We start from the raw sequence: 15,246 nt of genomic DNA, 5'->3' as shown, positions 1-15,246 counted from the left end.
GTTAATATCGGGGGCACCACCCCGTTCCGTATGAGCCCAATGAGGCGAAGATGCGCTTGCACTGGTTCCTGCCGACCACCGGCGACGGCCATCACGTCAGGCCCGCCACGACCACCGTCGCGGCGGGAGGCGCCGCGGCGAGGCCCGCGACGCTCGACTACCTGTCCCAGGTGGCCCGCGCCGCCGAGGCGGCCGGTTTCGAGGCGGCGCTGACCCCGGTGGGAGCGGGATGCCCCGACCCGCTGGTGGCGTGCAGCGCCGTCGCGGCCCGGACCGAGCGGCTCAAGCTGCTGGTGGCCTTCCGGCCCGGCTTCACCCTGCCCACGCTGCTCGCCCAGCAGGCGCAGACCCTCCAGGAGATCAGCGGGGGGCGGCTGCTGCTCAACGTGGTCACCGGCGGCGATCCCCGCGAGCAGCGCGCCTACGGCGACTTCCTCGACCACGACGCCCGCTACGAGCGCACCGGCGAGTTCATCGAGGTGCTCAGGCGCACCTGGGCGGGCGAGCCGTTCGACCACCAGGGTGCCCACTACCGGGTGTCGGGGGGAGGACTCGCCACACCGCTCCTCGACACCCCCGACATCTACTTCGGCGGCGCCTCCCCCGCCGCCGAGCGGGTGGCCGCCGCCGGGGCGGACGTCTACCTGATGTGGGGCGAGCCCCCGGCGATGATCGCCGAGAGGGTCGCCAGGATGCGCAAGCTCGCCGCCGAGGCGGGCCGCGAGCTGCGGTTCGGCATCCGGCTGCACGTCATCGCCCGCGACACCGCCGAGGAGGCCTGGGCGCACGCCCGGCGCCTGCTCGACGGCATGGACCCCGAGAGGATCGCCGCCGCCCAGGCGCGGTTCGCCCGGATGGACTCCGTGGGGCAGCGCCGCATGGCCGACCTGCACGGGGGCTCCGCCGACGCGCTGGAGATCTCGCCCAACCTCTGGGCCGGGGTCGGGCTGGTCAGGGAGGGCGCCGGAACCGCGCTGGTCGGCAGCTACGCGGAGGTCGCCGAGCGCGTCCGCGAGTACGCCGACCTGGGCCTGTCGGAGTTCGTGCTGTCCGGCTGGCCGCACCTGGAGGAGGCCTGGCGGGTGGGCGACTTCGTCCTCCCCCTGCTGGCGGCTCCCGCGCTCGTCGCGTGAGCGTTCTCACCTCCCCTCCCCGTTCCCGGCCCCGTCTCCAGACCCGTGCCCGTCCCGCGGCGGGGTTCTGGCGGGCCCTGGCGCTGCGGGCCGGGGCGATCGTCGCGCTGGTCGCGATCTGGCAGGCCGTGGCCATGGCCGGGATCTGGCCGCCGGTCTTCGTGCCCGAGCCCGTCGCGGTCTGGGACCAGTTCCTGCGCACCACCGTCGAGGGGGTGAGCGGCTACACCCTCCAGGAGCACCTGCTCACCAGCCTGCGCCGCATCCTGCTCGGCTGCCTGTACGGGGTGACCGGCGGCATCGCGCTGGGACTGCTGATCGGCATGGTCCCCACGCTGCGCGCGCTGCTGGGGCCGCTGGTCACGTTCGTGCGCACCCTGCCGCCGCTGGCGTACCTCAGCCTGCTGGTGATCTGGTTCGGCATCGACGAGGAACCCAAGATCTGGCTCCTGCTGCTGGCCGCGCTCCCGCCGGTCGCGGTGGCCACCGCCGACGCCGTGCGCGGGGTGCACGAGGACTACCTGAACGCCGCCCGCTCGCTGGGCGCCCGACGGCACGAGCTGCCCCTGCGGGTGGTGCTGCCGAGCGCGCTGCCCGAGATCATCACGGGGGTACGGGTGGCCGTGGGCGTCGCGTACACCACCGTGGTCGCCGCCGAGACCGTGAACGGCGTGCCCGGCATCGGCGGCATGGTCCGCGACGCCCAGCGCTACAACCAGACGGACGTGGTGGTGCTCGGGATCATCGTCATCGGCCTGTCCGGCCTGCTCATCGACTTCCTCCTGCAAACGCTGGACCGCCGCCTGGTGCCCTGGCGCGGCCGTACCTAGGAAAGACCCCCATGAAACGCATGATCCTCGCCCTGACCGCCGCCGCCCTCGCCCTGACCGCCTGCGGGTCCGGTACGGAGGAGGCCAAGCCCGCCGCCGACGGCTCCCCCGCGACCCTGCGCATCGGCTACCAGCTCATTCCCAACGGGGACCTGATCGTCAAGGACCAGCAGTGGCTGGAGAAGGCGCTCCCCAACACCAAGATCACGTGGAGCAAGTTCGACTCGGGCGGCGACGTGAACACCGCGATGATCGCCGGATCGCTCGACATCGGGCTGGCGGGCAGCAGCCCGGTCACCCGCGGCCTGTCGGCGCCCCTGAACATCCCGTACCGGGTGCCGTGGATCTTCGACGTGATCGGGGACAACGAGGCGCTCGTCGCCCGGGGCGGCGTGACCGACGTCAAGGGGCTCGCGGGCAAGCGGGTCGCGGCCCCCTTCGCCTCGACCACCCACTACAGCCTGCTCGCCGCGCTGGAGGAGGCCGGGCTGTCGGAGGCCGACGTGAAGATCCTCGACATGGAGCCGCCGGACATCCAGGCCGCCTGGCAGCGCGGTGACATCGACGCCGCGTACGTCTGGACGCCCACCCTGGCCGAGCTGCAGAAGAACGGCGGCACGACGCTGGTCACCAGCCGCGAGCTGGCCCGGCGGGGCAAGCTCACCGCCGACCTCGCGGTGGTGAGCGACGACTTCGCGAAGAAGTACCCCAAGGCGCTGCACGTCTGGCTCCAGCAGCAGGACCGCGCGGTCAAGCTGGCCAGGAGCGACAAGGACGCCGCCGCCGCGGCCATCGGCCGCCAGCTCAACCTCGACCCGGCGGAGGCCGGGCGCCAGCTCGGCCAGCTCGTCCTCCTCGACGCGAGCGAGCAGCGTTCCGCCGAGTATCTCGGCACCCCCTCGGCTCCCGGCAGGTTCGCCGAGAACCTGCGGAGCTCGGCCGAGTTCCTCAAGGGACAGAAGAAGGTGGACGCCGTACCGGAGCTGGGCGTCTTCCAGAAGGGCCTGGCCACGCAGGAGCTCGCGGATGCCTTCGCCGGAAGCTGAGACCGCCCGCGCGGGCTCGGCCCCCGGTGCGGCGAGCGACGTGAGCACGGCGGCCCCCCGGGACACGGCGCTCGCGCTCGCCGGGGTGTCGCACTCCTACCGGGGACGCGCCGGGACGGTCGACGCGCTCGGCCCGATCGACCTGGAGATCGCCGCCGGGGAGTTCGTCACGGTCGTGGGCCCCTCGGGGTGCGGCAAGAGCACGCTGCTGCGGCTGGTGGCGGGCTTCACCGCGCCGTCGGCGGGAGCCATCACGGCCTCCGGCGGGCCGGTGTCGGGCCCCGACCCGGCCAGAGGGTACGTGTTCCAACAGCACCGGCTCTTCCCCTGGCTCTCGGTCGAGGGGAACGTCGGTTTCGGGCTGCGCGGCCTGCCCAGGGCCGCGCGGCGCGAGCGGGTGGCCGAGCTGCTGGAGCTGACCGGGCTGGCCGACGTCGCCAGGGCCAGGCCGTACGAGCTGTCGGGGGGCATGCAGCAGCGCGCGGCGATCGCCCGCGCCCTCGCCCCCGGCCCCGCGCTGCTGCTGATGGACGAGCCGTTCGCCGCCCTGGACGCCTTCACCAGGGAACGCATGCAGGAGGAGGTCCGCGAGCTGTGGCGGCGGGCGGGCACGACGGTGGTGTTCATCACCCACAGCGTGGACGAGGCCGTCTACCTCGGCACCCGCGTGCTCGCGCTGAGCGGCAGGCCGGGCCGGGTGATCTTCGACCGCGCCTCGGACCTGCCCCGCGGCGACCATCCCCGCACCGACCCCCTCTTCGCCGGGCTGCGCGAGGAACTGACGGAGGTGGTCAGGGAGGCCGCGTCACCCGTCGGCGGAGGGGACCGGTGATCCAGCGGAGCCACGCCGCCCGTCGGCTGAAGGGCCGGTGATTCGGGAAGGCCACACCGCCCGGTGGCGAAGGATCCCTGTGATTCGACGAGACCGGGCCGCCCTGCGGCGGAGGGGCCGGTGACGCCTCCGGGCTCCCCCGCAGCAAACTTTGCAGAAACCTACGGGCAAACATCCGTCAAAACAGGTCGACCTATCGCCAAGATCGCCATCTGTCCCGTCTGACGCGTCCACAGTGGAATGACCGCCGTCAGATCGGGAGGACCGTTGAGCGAGGGACTCGCGTTCGCGAATCCAGTCTTCGAGACCACGCCCCACGTGGGCACCCGCCGAGCTCTCGTCTTCCTCGACTCTCCCCCGCCCTCACCTCCGGCCTCGTCCTCGGCCCAGACCTCACCCCCGACCCCGACCTCGCCGGACGCGCGGCTGGTGAGCGCCCTGCGCGCCGAGGGGTTCACCGTCGAGGCCGAGACCGGCGAGGGGGCGGGCGCCGACGGCGAGCGCGTGTGGAACCTGCTGCGCTCGGCGCGGGAGGGCGACCTGCTGGTGATCCGGCTGCCCGCCGACGGCGGCTGGACCTCGGGACAGCTGGGGTCGATGATCGGCGCGTTCGGGCGGCAGGTCGGCGAGTCGCTGGCGGCCGCCGTACTGATGATCGTCGACTTCGGCTGGAGCGCCCTGGACGGCTCCGCGGAACCGGTCAGGCAGCTCGCCGTGGCCGGGGAGCCGAGGGTGGCCGCGGCGGCCCTCACCCTCACGCTGAGGCTCGACGAGACGGTACCGGGCCCGGTGCGCACGCTGACCGACGTCATCGCGGAGGGCCTCACGACGCGGGCCGCCGACCTCGACGGGGACGGGACGATCAGCGTCGGGGACCTGCACGCCTACGCGCTCGCCCGCTACGCGTCCGTCTCGGCCGCCCGCACGCCCATCCTGATCTCGTACGGCGCCGTCGCGGGTGTCGCCCTGACCCCGGCGCGGGACACCGCCGCCGTGCCGCACGCCGCCTTCGCCCGCGTCCTGGCGCGGCTCGGCGACCACGCCCCGCCCGCCTGCGGGATCGAGATCGTCCGGCGGGTGTACGAGCTGCACCTGAGCGAGCCCGCCAGGGAGATCCTGCGCAGGGCGGCCCTGCTCGACGAGGACGAGCCGATCGACGAGATCCTCGGCGACGCCGCCGAGCTGAGGCACTGGGGCCTGCTGGGCGAGACGACCACGTTCGTCCACCCGGACGTGCGGACCTTCGGCCACTCGCGGCTGTCGGCGGCCGAGCGGGCCCAGACCTCCGCGCTGCTGCGCCGCCGCCGGGCGGGGCTGCGGACGGTACGGCCCAGGGCCAGGCTCACCGCCGACCGGTGGACCACCGAGGACCAGCTCGGGCACCGGGTCTACGCCGAGGCCATCGCCGCGTTCGTCCGCCACCCCGAGACCCGGCCCCCGCTCACGATCGGCGTGAAGGGGCCCTGGGGGGCGGGCAAGACCTCGCTGATGCGGATGATCCAGGACCTGCTGGACCCCGGGGCCGCCGGGGACGCCCCCGCCCCGATCCACCTGCCGGGCTCCCGCGCGGAGCGGACCCTGACCAACGCCGAGGTGCTCGCCAGGACGGGACGGCGCCCCCGGGAGAGCGCCGGGCAGGCCGAGCCGGGCCCGCTCCCGCTGCGTCCGGCGGACTGGCGGCCCACGGTCTGGTTCAACCCGTGGATGTACCAGAGCGGCGAGCAGGTCTGGGCCGGGCTCGCCCACGAGATCATCACCCAGGTCACCCGGCGGCTGCCCCGCGCCGAGCGGGAACGGTTCTGGCTGGAGCTGCACCTGTCCAGGATCGACCGCGAGGCGGTCCGCAGGCGCGCGTACCACCTGGCGATGACCCGCCTGGCGCCGGTGGCCCTCGGCCTGGTCGCCACCGTCGTCCTCACCGGGGCGCTCCTGGGCGCCGCCGCGCTGCTGCCCGCGCTCGGCGCCTTCCTGGGCAACGCCGCGGCGGCCGTCGGCTCCGCGGGGTCGGCGGTGGTGGTGGCCGCGGGCGCGCTGCGGCTGGCGCGGTTCTTCGGGGAGTCGGCGGACAACGCGTTCCGCGGCCTGGTCACCCAGCCCGACCTGCTCGGCCCCGGCGCGGCCGACGGGTTCGCCAACGAGGTCGCGCCCACCCCCGGGTACCGCTCCAGGACCGGTTTCCTGCACCTGGTGCAGACAGACATGCGGCAGGTCCTCGACCTCGTCGCCACCGAGGAGCGCCCGCTGGTGGTGTTCGTGGACGACCTGGACCGCTGCTCGCCGGGAACGGTGGCGCAGGTCATCGAGGCGATCAACCTGTTCCTGGCCGGGGAGTTCCCCAATTGCGTGTTCGTGCTGGCCATGGAACCGGAGGTGGTCGTGGCACACGTCGAGGCCGCCTACCCGGAACTGGCGGAGACGCTGCCGGGCGGCGGGCGGTCGGGGCTGGGCTGGCGGTTCCTGGAGAAGATCGTTCAGCTCCCGCTGAGCGTGCCGCTGCTGGACGACGCCGACCGGCTGCCCGCCTTCGTACGTGCCCTGCTGGGCGTGCCGGACGTCATGAGGCCCGCGACCTTCCCCTATGGTGCTCCCGAGGTACCCCCGGTCGCCCCGGACACCACACGGACACCGAATCCGGCCGGACCGCGTCCGGCGGGCCCCTCAGCCGCCCTGGAACGGCTCGACCCGCCACCGGATCCGGCCGGACCGCGCTCGCGCGGTCCCCTGCCTCCCGCACGGCCCTCCCCGCTCGACGCGGTCACACCGGGCTTTCCCGGCATCACCCCGCCACCGGGAGCGGCCGTGCCGGGACTGCGGGCACCGGTGCCCAGGTTGCGGACACCGGTGGAGATACCCGGGCTCGGGCTGCGGGCGACGATGGAGCTGCAGGGATTCGGGCCGGAGTCGCAGAGATTCGGGCCGGGGCCGCAGGGATCCGGGCCGCGAACGCCGGTGGAGACGCCCGGCCCCGGAGCGCGGGCGCCGGAACCGCCGGACCCGGTCCAGGTGAGCCGGTTGCAGGACGCCATCTGGGCGCTGCGCCCGACCACGACGACCCTCGACGAGGCGGCGCGGCTGGCGCAGGACGCCCTCGGCATCGAGTGCTCCGACGCCGTCGGCGGCCTGTGCGCGGCGACCCGCGAGGCCGCCGACCGGGTCTTCGACGACCTCTACAGCGACGAGAACGCCTACCGGGCGATCGAGTTCGTGCTCCCGGCCCTGACGTTCTTCAACCCGCGCGAGATCAAGCGGTACGTGAACGTGTTCCGCTTCTACTCGTTCCTGACCTACCGCCGCGCCCTCGCCGGGGCGGCCCCCGCCTCGGACGGCGAGGTCGCCAAGCTCGCGGCTCTGGCGGTCCAGTGGCCGCACCTGCTCACGCTGCTGGCCGCCGAGACGGACGGGGCGAGCGTGCTGCGGCGGCTGGAGGAGGCGGCGAACGACGACGGGGTCTGGGAGCGGGCCGTCCACGACACCGGCCTCACCGCCCACCACACCTTCGGCGACCCCCACCTGGACGCCCTGCGCGACCTGCTCTCCGGCCCCCACCCCATCGCCGACCTGGCCCGCTATCTCCTCTGAGCTCACGACAGGGAGTCGCGGTAGATCCTGGGCTCCTTCGCCTTCCCCGGAAACACCATGATCAGCAGCTGGACGGTGCCGTCGGGGACGTCGTAGTTCTCCCGTACGGCCTCGCGCCCCCGGACATGGACCCGGACCCGGTAGTCCCCCGGGCCGCCGGCCGTGAGATCGGGGAGTTCATGACCCTCGACGTCCACGATGGACAGGACTCCCGTCCCCGTCCGGTAACCGACCTCGACGACCTGTTCCCACCCCCGGGTCTCCACCGGCGGCCGACGCCGGTAGGACTCACCGGTCACGCACGCGTGACCGCCCTCATCCGCCGCCCAGATGCCCAGCGCGCCGGGTTCGCTGCCCACCAGGTCGGCCACCCGGCCGTCGACCTCGGCGCCCTCGTTCCCCTCGTCCCAGGCGTGGATCTCCCAGAACTCCGTCCACATGGTCGCGCGGGCCTGCCGTACCGGTGCGATCCTCGGCCGGTGCCGGGGATGGGCGGCACAGGCCCGCTCCGCCGCCGCGAAGTAGGCGTCACTCTCCTCTTGTGCCCGCCGCCCCTTCTCCTGCTGCACCTCGGCCACCTCGGGGCACAACAGGCTCAGCGCCCCCGCAAGCAGGTCGCTGTGCAACTCACCGATCGCCTCCGCCACGGCGGGCGCGTCGACGTCGCCTCCCCCGTGGCGCACCGCCAGGTCGCACAGCCCTCGGCCGTACGCGAGAAGATCGCGGTCGGGCATGTCCTCCAGCGCCGAGATGCCCCACCTGTAGTCGTCCCGGATCCGGCACAGGAACTCCTTCTCGCTCTTGTCCAGCCCCGAGACCGTACCGTCGCCGAATCCGGCGCAGTCGAGCGCCGACCCGTCGCTCACCTTCCCCCGCGCGGCGTCGCCCACCGCGCCGAGGAGCACCGCGATCACCAGCGGCACCACGATCGCCGTACGGGTGAGGCCGTTCCTCGGGGTACGGGAAGAACGGACAGCGAGGAGCACCAGGATCGCGGAGGCCAGGCGGCAGAGATCCCGCGTGACACCCCAGATCGTCAGTCCCGGCCCCCAGGCGTCCGCGCATCGGGGATCGCCGGACATGTCGATCACGAGCAGCAGCAGGGACGGGAGATAGCGAACGATCATCACCAGGGCGACGAGGCGTCCCAGGATCCGGCCGATCCTTGGACGTCCGGCACGTTCGCCCAGCAGCGAGCCTCCCCATGCGAGGACGATCAGCGGCGCGGATCCGAACCACAGGAGGGGGAGGTCCCAGAGCGGGTCGAGCAGCCCGTTCAGCCAGAAGCCGATCCGGTGCCCCTCGCAGGACGCGAACGTGATCCAGACGCCACCGCCGCCGCTCCCCGTGCCGGACGCCATCGCCTTGATCCGGAAATAGACATCGGGAGCCAGGGCGGCCAGAATCGCCGCTCCCCAGAGAATCGATGATCGTTTCGGCACGGGACGGGAGCCTACAGCCGGAATGCCGGGCCATCCTGGGATGGGAGTTCCGCCGGAACAGCGTGCGGCGCGGTATTACGGAATGAGCCCCTCGGCGATCGCGTTCAAGCGCCGAGGGCCCGCGCGACCGTAAGACTGTCCTCGTAGATGTGGAAGCGGGTGACGAGCCCGTCCTCGACGGTGAGATGCAACGCGAACGGTGAGGTGTACGCGGCCCCGCCGTCCCGTACCGTCTGCGCGATCTCCCCGAGCACGACGGCGTCCGCCCCGTCGACCAGGATCCGCGTCACCGACGTGCCGTTCAGCTCGGGTACGTGATGGGCCTCCAGCGACCGGAAATGGTCCGCCACCTCGGCCCGGCCGGACCGTGGGCGAATCCACGGCACCGCCGGATGCCCCTCGGCCGGCCAGGCGAGCCGCCAGTCGACCGGCTCGGCGAACAACTCCGCTGTACGGTCGTGATCGCCCTCGGCCATCCGACGCAGCAGTTCCTCCACGATGTCACGGGTTTCACCACTCATGCCGCAAGCCTCTCGGTTCCGGGCGTCGCCCGTCGATTACCACCGAGGTAGAACGGAGCTCGTAAAGGGCGGGACCAGCAGGCGCCCGTCGAATTCGATCGTGTCCAATCGTTCCGAACCGCCGGACCGTCATTCGAGGTCGCGCCTTGTCGTGAGCCGGTACGGTCAGCGGGCGGGGAAGTCGAACTCCCCGTCCTTGACGCCGCCGACGAACGCCTCCCACTCGGCCCGGCTGTAGACGATCACCTCGGCCTCGGGACGGCGGCTGTGCCGTACGGCGACACGTCCGCTGCCGTCGGCTAACGGACCGGCCTCGACACACTGACCGTTGCTGTCGGCGCTCCTGGTGCTGATGTGCCAGGCCACATCGGCCAGTTCCTCAGGACTGATCATCACGTGCTCCTCCCTCTCACTCGTCTGAGATGGCTGGCCACAGCTCGGATGACGGTCGCGAACTCATCCGTAATGAGAGCGGCACTTCGCGGGGATCGTACGCTCACGCGAAGCTCGCGACATCGATCTCTCGGACCACACTTTTGTGAACGCCGATATCAGCGATGGAGAAAAAGAGGGCTACTCCAGGGTGTGGTCAGCCGAGAGCTCGCGGCCGGGGCCGAGAAAGTCCACGGCGTACTCGGTCACCTCGTCGTGCTGGTCCCAGTAGAGATTGGTCATGGTGAGTGCCGGCAGACCGCTTTCCACGCCGAGGATCGGGGCGACGTCCTCGGGAACCGGCCTGATGGCGACGAGGTCGCGCCGCCGGACGGCCCGTCGGCCCGCCCTGTCCTCGACCAGCCCGAAAGTCATTCTCGGAAGTGGTTCCGCGATCAGCAGTTCGGGCACCACCTGGCTCAGCTCACCCGGAAGCCACGAGGTGGACAGCGCCACGAGCCCTCTGTCGTCGTAGTAGGCGCGACGGCGCTGGACGACGGCGGCTCCCTCTTCGACCCCCAGCGCGTCCGCGACCACCTCGGACGCCGGGACGAGGCCGGCGCTCAAGATCTCGACTCGCTCACCCTCGCGGTAGCCGCTCCCGCTCGCCCGCAGCATTCGAAGACGATCGGAACCTGCCGTGATCTTCTTCGGCAGGCTGGCCAGGGTGCCGATCCCCGGAACCGACTCCGCGTACCCCTCCGCCCGCAGCACGGCCGCGACCCGGGTGGCGGTCGCGGTGGACACCCCTTCGTCCCGCATGATCTCCCGCACCGACGGAACGCGGTCACCCGGCCGGATCTCCCCGCTCTCGATCCTGGCCCTGATCTGCGCGGCGATCCGCTTGTACGGAGCCATAGCCTGCGGGCGGTCAGCCATGTCGGAACCCCTGTTCTAGTGCACTCTGAATCAGCCATTGACTTCACTGGTGCTCTAGAACACCATAGAGCTGCCGCAGGCCAAAGAACAGGCAGGCCAATCCGCGTTTACATGACAAAGCCTCGGGCGACCCCTTCAAGGTCGAAGGATCGAAAGCCCCAAAATTGACGATGCGCCACAGACGCCACCTCTCCCTGCAGTTGACCGAAACGTGTTCAAATCGGGCGGCCTTCACAGGCGTCAGGCAGAAAGAGAGCACTTCTCGTGGAACGTTCCCTTGAGTTCGACCAACCGTCTGCCTGCCACGCTCCAGGCGTCGGCGACCATCTCACACACGACACGGAGCCGGAACACCCTCGCGAAGAAACGCGCCTTCCGACGGGTGAGCTACCGCGCCTGTTCGCCCTGATCCAGGAGTACGCGGGGGATGACGAAAAAGCCGTCGTGGAGGTGGTCGCCTACGGGCTGACGTTGCCCGGCGGGACTGCGGCGACCATCGGGGCGAACGGTCATGGGTTCGGCCGGTGGACGAGCGCGCGCAGTGCCGCGCGGCGGTTTCACTCCGAGCTTGTCTGGCTCGGGGGCGGCGACGCGAAGAACCTCATGCCATAGCGTCCGGAGGCGCCGGGAGCAGAGAAAGACGCCCCGGCCCTCACGGGCCGGGGCGTCTCGAAGGACGGTCTAGCGCTGGGCCTCGATCATCCAGTGGTGCTTCTCCAGGTCCTGCGTGATCTCGATGAGGAGGTCCTGGGTGACCAGGTCGGGCTGCTCGGCCGCCTCGATGCGCTCGCGCATCCGGCGGATGATGGACCCGAGGATGTCCGTCATGGCGGCCACGACCTTGCCGTCGTTGAGGTAACCCGACTCCAGCTGCGGCACCTCGCTGGTGCTCGTCAGCGTGGAGGCCCGGCCGTCGGGGTTGCACCCGAGGGCCACCGCGCGCTCGGCGACGGTGTCCGCGTGCTTCCTGGCCGACGAGACGATCTTGTCGAGCTGCAGGTGCAGCGACCGGAAGTTGTGGCCGATCACGTTCCAGTGGGCCTGCTTGGTCAGGAGCGACAGGTCGAGCAGGTCGACGAGAGCCCCCTGGAGCACGACGGCGATGGTCTTCTTGTCTTCTGGCGTGAGCGGGCTGGTGATCGCGGACATGAAGCGTCCTCCCCCTGTTTCGAGCTTAATTTCCCCTTTGGTACGCAATGTCCGTACCCACCCACCTGCACCTTTACTCCAGCCAGCATGTTGACACTGTCATGATTACAGTGTCACTATCGAGGCATGGAATGGACCATCGGTGAACTGGCTGAGCGGGCGTCCGCCGCGCTGACCCCCACCGCCCAGCTCAACGGGCGGGTGAGGGACATGCCCAATGAGCGCCTCATCCGCTGGTATTCCACGATCGGCCTCCTCGACCCCCCGCTGGCCCGCCGGGGCCGCGTCGCCGTTTACGGCAGGCGCCACCTGCTCCAGATCGTCGCCGTCAAGCGACGCCAGTCCGACGGCCGGACCATCGCCGAGATCCAGGTTGAGCTGGCCGGGGCCACCGACCAGACCCTGGAGTCGATCGCCCGGCTCCCCGAACCGTCACCGGAACCGGAAACCGCGCCGGAGCATCCGCCGGAGCATCCTCCCGAGCACTTTCCGGAGAACACCCCCGGGCGCCCGTCCGCGCCTCCGGCCGGGACCGGCTCTCCTCCGGCGGCGCGCCCGCGTTTCTGGGCCGGACCGTCCACCGCATCGTCGGACACCGGCCTCACGGCGGACGCCGTCGTCCCCGCTCCGGCGAAGCCCCCTCCGCTCTCGTCCGGTGAAGCCCCTGAAACTTCGACCGCCACGGCCCTGCCGATCCCACGTGCTCTGCCGGTCCAGGCCCCGCCCGCCCCGGAGAGCCCGAAGGCCCCGCACGCCGTGCTCGTCCACGGCGTGCGGCTGGCGCACGGCGTGACGCTGATGCTCGACACGGGCGGACACGCCCCCACACCCGATGACCTCGCCGAGATCGCCGCCGCCTCGAAGGGGCTCCTGTCGCTCCTTCGCGAACGCGGCCTCACACCTCCGGAAGGAACGCACGCATGACCACTTCGATCACCACACTGCCGCCGGAGGAGTGCCTGCCCGTCCCCGACGCCGGGATGGGGGCGCTCAGCACCGAGCGCGGCAACCTGCCACTGGAGAGCGTGGACGTCACCGCCGCCGTGTCCGGCCTGAGCGCCGGGGTCGAGGTGGTCCAGGGCTTCCGCAACCCGCACGACGTGGCTCTTGAGGCGACGTACGTCTTCCCGCTGCCCGACCGGGCCGCCGTGACCGCCTTCAGGATGGAGGCCGACGGCCGGGTCGTCGAGGGCGTGCTCAAGGAGCGCGGCCAGGCCAGGGCCGACTACGACCAGGCGATCTCCCAGGGCAAACGGGCCGCGATCGCCGAGGAGGACCGGCCGGACGTCTTCACCATGAGGGTCGGCAACATCGTGCCGGGCGAGCGGGTCACCGTGCACCTCACGCTGAACCAGCCCCTCCCGTACGAGGACGGCGCGGCCACCTTCCGCTTCCCGCTGGTCGTCGCCCCCCGCTACATCCCGGGCACCCCGCTGGACGGCGAGCGCGCGGGCGACGGCTGGGCCCCGGACACCGACGCGGTCCCCGACGCCTCCCGGATCACCCCGCCGGTGCTGCTGCCCGGCTTCCCCAACCCGGTCCGCCTGTCGCTCGCCGTCTCGGTCGACCCGGCGGGGCTGGAGCTGCGCGAGGTCCGTTCCAGCCTGCACGTGGTCCAGGAGGAGGGCACCGAGATCCGCCTCCAGCCGGGTGAGCGGCTGGACCGCGACTTCATCCTGCGCCTCGCCTTCGACGCCTCCACCTCCCTCGCGCTCGCCCCCGACGGGGACGACGAGAGCGAGGGCACGTTCACGCTGACCGTCGTCCCCGAACCGGCGCCCGCCGGGGGCCGGGCCAAGGACGTGGTGCTCGTCCTCGACCGCTCGGGCAGCATGACCGGCTGGAAGATGGTGGCCGCCCGTCGTGCCGCCGCGCGCATCGTCGACACGCTCACCTCGGACGACCGGTTCGCGGTGCTCTCCTTCGACACCGTCGTGGAGTACCCGGACGGCCTCGGCGAGGGGCTGTCCGAGGCGTCCGACCGCAACCGCTACCGGGCCGTGGAGCACCTGGCCAGGCTGGAGGCGCGCGGCGGCACCGAGATGCTGTCCCCGCTGGAGCGGGCCGCCGCGCTGCTCGCCGACTCCGCCAAGGACCGGGTGCTGGTGCTCGTCACCGACGGGCAGGTCGGCAACGAGGACCAGATCCTGGAGCGGACCGCCGCCGGGCTGTCCGGGGTGCGGGTGCACACCGTCGGCATCGACAGGGCGGTCAACGCCGGGTTCCTGGGCAGGCTGGCCGGGGCGGGCGGGGGCAGGTGCGAGCTGGTCGAGTCCGAGGACCGGCTGGACGAGGCGATGGAGCACATCCACCGCCGCATCGGCGCCCCCCTGGTCACCGACCTGTCCCTCAAGGCCGACGGGCTCGACCTGGTCACCGGGACGGTGAGCCACGTCGGCTCGATCTACCCGGGCGTCCCGCTCACCGTGCTCGGCCGCTACCGCGGCACGGCCACAGGGGCGCTGACCGTACGGGGCACGGGCCTCGACGGCTCGCCGTGGGAGCGGAGGGTCGCCGCGTCCACGGTGGACAATCCGGCCGTACGGGCGATCTGGGCGCGGGCGCGGCTGCGGGCCCTGGAGGACCGCTACGCGGCCGGTGACCGGTCGCTGGAGGCCGAGATCGTCGAGACCTCGCTCAGGTACGGCGTGCTCTGCCGGTTCACCGCCTTCGTCGCGGTCGACACACAGGTGGTCGCCGAGGGCGGCCCGGGGCACCGGGTGATCCAGCCGGTGGAGCTGCCCAGCGGCTGGGAGAGCCCGGTCGTCGCCGCCGCTCCGATGATGATGACCTCGATGGCCTTCGAGAGCGGGGCCCCGATCCCGCCCCCCGCGCCGATGGGACCGCCCGGGATGGCCACTCCCGGCGCCGCTCCGAGGTTCGCGGCGAGCCCGCTCGGCGGCGGCATCCCGCAGGACGCGGCGGCCGGGGGCTTCGACGACCGCGCCCGGATGCTGCGTCCCGCGCCCGCCGGGGCGGCCCCGAAGCAGGGCGCGCCGCAGGACCCGCCGAGGGAGCAGCTCGCCGAGGAGCTGAGGCGGCTGCGCGCCGCGGCCTCCCTGCCCGCCGCCGAACGGCTGCGCCTGCTGGAGGACCTGGGCAGCCGCCTCGCGGCCCTCGCCGTCTACCTCGGCGGCCACGCGGAGCTGGCCGCCCTGGCCGAGGAGCTGCGGGCCGGCGGGGACGTGGACGTCCTGTGGCGGCGGGCCGAGGAGGTCCTGGAGTCCCTGGCGGGCCCCGCCAAACGCCGCCCGTTCTGGAAGCGGTGATCCCGTCCCGGTGACCCGGTGGTGGGGGGGGGGGGGGGGGGGGTTTTTTTTTGCCCCCCCCCCCCCCCCCCCCCCCCCCCCCCCCCCCCCCCCCCCCCCCCCCCCCCCCCCCCCCCCCCCCCCGGCCCGGGCCG

Annotated in this window: 13 protein-coding genes; 8 read left to right on the top strand and 5 right to left on the bottom strand. The window is 72.4% G+C overall.

The features are described from left to right. The first annotated feature begins 50 nt into the window (after positions 1-50). From ACFYWM_RS00170 to ACFYWM_RS00150, 5 genes are all read left to right on the top strand, one after another. Positions 51-1,133: an LLM class flavin-dependent oxidoreductase gene (locus ACFYWM_RS00170; RefSeq protein WP_389906746.1), complete on the top strand. Its 1,083-nt coding sequence runs from the start codon at positions 51-53 to the stop codon at positions 1,131-1,133. Next, a complete protein-coding gene (locus ACFYWM_RS00165; protein ID WP_389906744.1) occupies positions 1,130-1,963 on the top strand; it encodes an ABC transporter permease in 834 nt (277 codons plus the stop codon). The genes ACFYWM_RS00170 and ACFYWM_RS00165 overlap by 4 nt, the downstream gene beginning before the upstream one ends. Positions 1,964-1,974: 11 nt before the next feature. Further along, a complete protein-coding gene (locus ACFYWM_RS00160) occupies positions 1,975-3,009 on the top strand; it encodes an ABC transporter substrate-binding protein (RefSeq protein WP_389906742.1) in 1,035 nt (344 codons plus the stop codon). Next, complete coding sequence (locus ACFYWM_RS00155; RefSeq protein WP_389906740.1) at positions 2,990-3,841, top strand: ABC transporter ATP-binding protein; 852 nt, start codon at positions 2,990-2,992, stop codon at positions 3,839-3,841. The genes ACFYWM_RS00160 and ACFYWM_RS00155 overlap by 20 nt, the downstream gene beginning before the upstream one ends. Before the next feature lie 267 nt (positions 3,842-4,108). Further along, positions 4,109-7,420 carry a P-loop NTPase fold protein gene (locus ACFYWM_RS00150; RefSeq protein WP_389906738.1) on the top strand — a complete coding sequence of 1,104 codons (3,312 nt, stop codon included), beginning with the start codon at positions 4,109-4,111 and terminating at the stop codon, positions 7,418-7,420. 2 nt (positions 7,421-7,422) lie between these two features. Here ACFYWM_RS00150 and ACFYWM_RS00145 read toward each other — a convergent pair whose 3' ends face one another. From ACFYWM_RS00145 to ACFYWM_RS00130, 4 genes are all read right to left on the bottom strand, one after another. Beyond that, a complete protein-coding gene (locus ACFYWM_RS00145) occupies positions 7,423-8,862 on the bottom strand; it encodes a hypothetical protein (RefSeq protein WP_389906736.1) in 1,440 nt (479 codons plus the stop codon). A 104-nt stretch (positions 8,863-8,966) separates the two neighbouring features. Beyond that, complete coding sequence (locus ACFYWM_RS00140; protein ID WP_389906734.1) at positions 8,967-9,383, bottom strand: nuclear transport factor 2 family protein; 417 nt, start codon at positions 9,381-9,383, stop codon at positions 8,967-8,969. 165 nt (positions 9,384-9,548) lie between these two features. After that, positions 9,549-9,776 carry a DUF397 domain-containing protein gene (locus tag ACFYWM_RS00135; protein WP_389906732.1) on the bottom strand — a complete coding sequence of 76 codons (228 nt, stop codon included), beginning with the start codon at positions 9,774-9,776 and terminating at the stop codon, positions 9,549-9,551. Between the two features lie 180 nt (positions 9,777-9,956). After that, the gene (locus tag ACFYWM_RS00130; protein WP_389906730.1) at positions 9,957-10,694 is read right to left on the bottom strand and encodes a GntR family transcriptional regulator; all 738 of its coding nucleotides are present in this window, start codon (positions 10,692-10,694) and stop codon (positions 9,957-9,959) included. Between the two features lie 264 nt (positions 10,695-10,958). Between ACFYWM_RS00130 and ACFYWM_RS00125 the strand changes: the two genes are divergently transcribed. Continuing rightward, positions 10,959-11,306, top strand: a complete 348-nt coding sequence (locus tag ACFYWM_RS00125) for a hypothetical protein (protein WP_389906728.1) — start codon at positions 10,959-10,961, stop codon at positions 11,304-11,306. Between the two features lie 69 nt (positions 11,307-11,375). On the opposite strand, the gene ACFYWM_RS00120 is transcribed toward ACFYWM_RS00125, so the two are convergent. Further along, positions 11,376-11,843, bottom strand: a complete 468-nt coding sequence (locus ACFYWM_RS00120; RefSeq protein WP_362845301.1) for a DNA starvation/stationary phase protection protein — start codon at positions 11,841-11,843, stop codon at positions 11,376-11,378. 126 nt (positions 11,844-11,969) lie between these two features. On the opposite strand from ACFYWM_RS00120, the gene ACFYWM_RS00115 reads away from it, so the two are divergent. Continuing rightward, positions 11,970-12,767: a MerR family transcriptional regulator gene (locus tag ACFYWM_RS00115; RefSeq protein ID WP_389906725.1), complete on the top strand. Its 798-nt coding sequence runs from the start codon at positions 11,970-11,972 to the stop codon at positions 12,765-12,767. Next, positions 12,764-15,112 (top strand): VIT domain-containing protein, encoded by a 2,349-nt coding sequence (locus ACFYWM_RS00110; protein WP_389906723.1) that lies wholly within the window; start codon positions 12,764-12,766, stop codon positions 15,110-15,112. The genes ACFYWM_RS00115 and ACFYWM_RS00110 overlap by 4 nt, the downstream gene beginning before the upstream one ends. Positions 15,113-15,246: the final 134 nt, after the last annotated feature.

The sequence above is a fragment of the Streptosporangium sp. NPDC002721 genome, assembly GCF_042888905.1.
GTDB lineage: Bacteria > Actinomycetota > Actinomycetes > Streptosporangiales > Streptosporangiaceae > Streptosporangium.
This window is presented reverse-complemented; position numbering and strand designations above follow the sequence as displayed.

Excerpts from the sequence above, each read along its gene's own strand:
- ACFYWM_RS00130 (WP_389906730.1), bottom strand. The coding sequence starts at position 10,694 with ATGGCTGACCGCCCGCAGGCTATGGCTCCGTACAAGCGGATCGCCGCG.
- ACFYWM_RS00140 (WP_389906734.1), bottom strand. The coding sequence starts at position 9,383 with ATGAGTGGTGAAACCCGTGACATCGTGGAGGAACTGCTGCGTCGGATG.
- ACFYWM_RS00110 (WP_389906723.1), top strand. The coding sequence starts at position 12,764 with ATGACCACTTCGATCACCACACTGCCGCCGGAGGAGTGCCTGCCCGTC.
- ACFYWM_RS00155 (WP_389906740.1), top strand. The coding sequence starts at position 2,990 with ATGCCTTCGCCGGAAGCTGAGACCGCCCGCGCGGGCTCGGCCCCCGGT.
- ACFYWM_RS00115 (WP_389906725.1), top strand. The coding sequence starts at position 11,970 with ATGGAATGGACCATCGGTGAACTGGCTGAGCGGGCGTCCGCCGCGCTG.
- ACFYWM_RS00135 (WP_389906732.1), bottom strand. The coding sequence starts at position 9,776 with ATGATCAGTCCTGAGGAACTGGCCGATGTGGCCTGGCACATCAGCACC.
- ACFYWM_RS00160 (WP_389906742.1), top strand. The coding sequence starts at position 1,975 with ATGAAACGCATGATCCTCGCCCTGACCGCCGCCGCCCTCGCCCTGACC.
- ACFYWM_RS00120 (WP_362845301.1), bottom strand. The coding sequence starts at position 11,843 with ATGTCCGCGATCACCAGCCCGCTCACGCCAGAAGACAAGAAGACCATC.
- ACFYWM_RS00170 (WP_389906746.1), top strand. The coding sequence starts at position 51 with ATGCGCTTGCACTGGTTCCTGCCGACCACCGGCGACGGCCATCACGTC.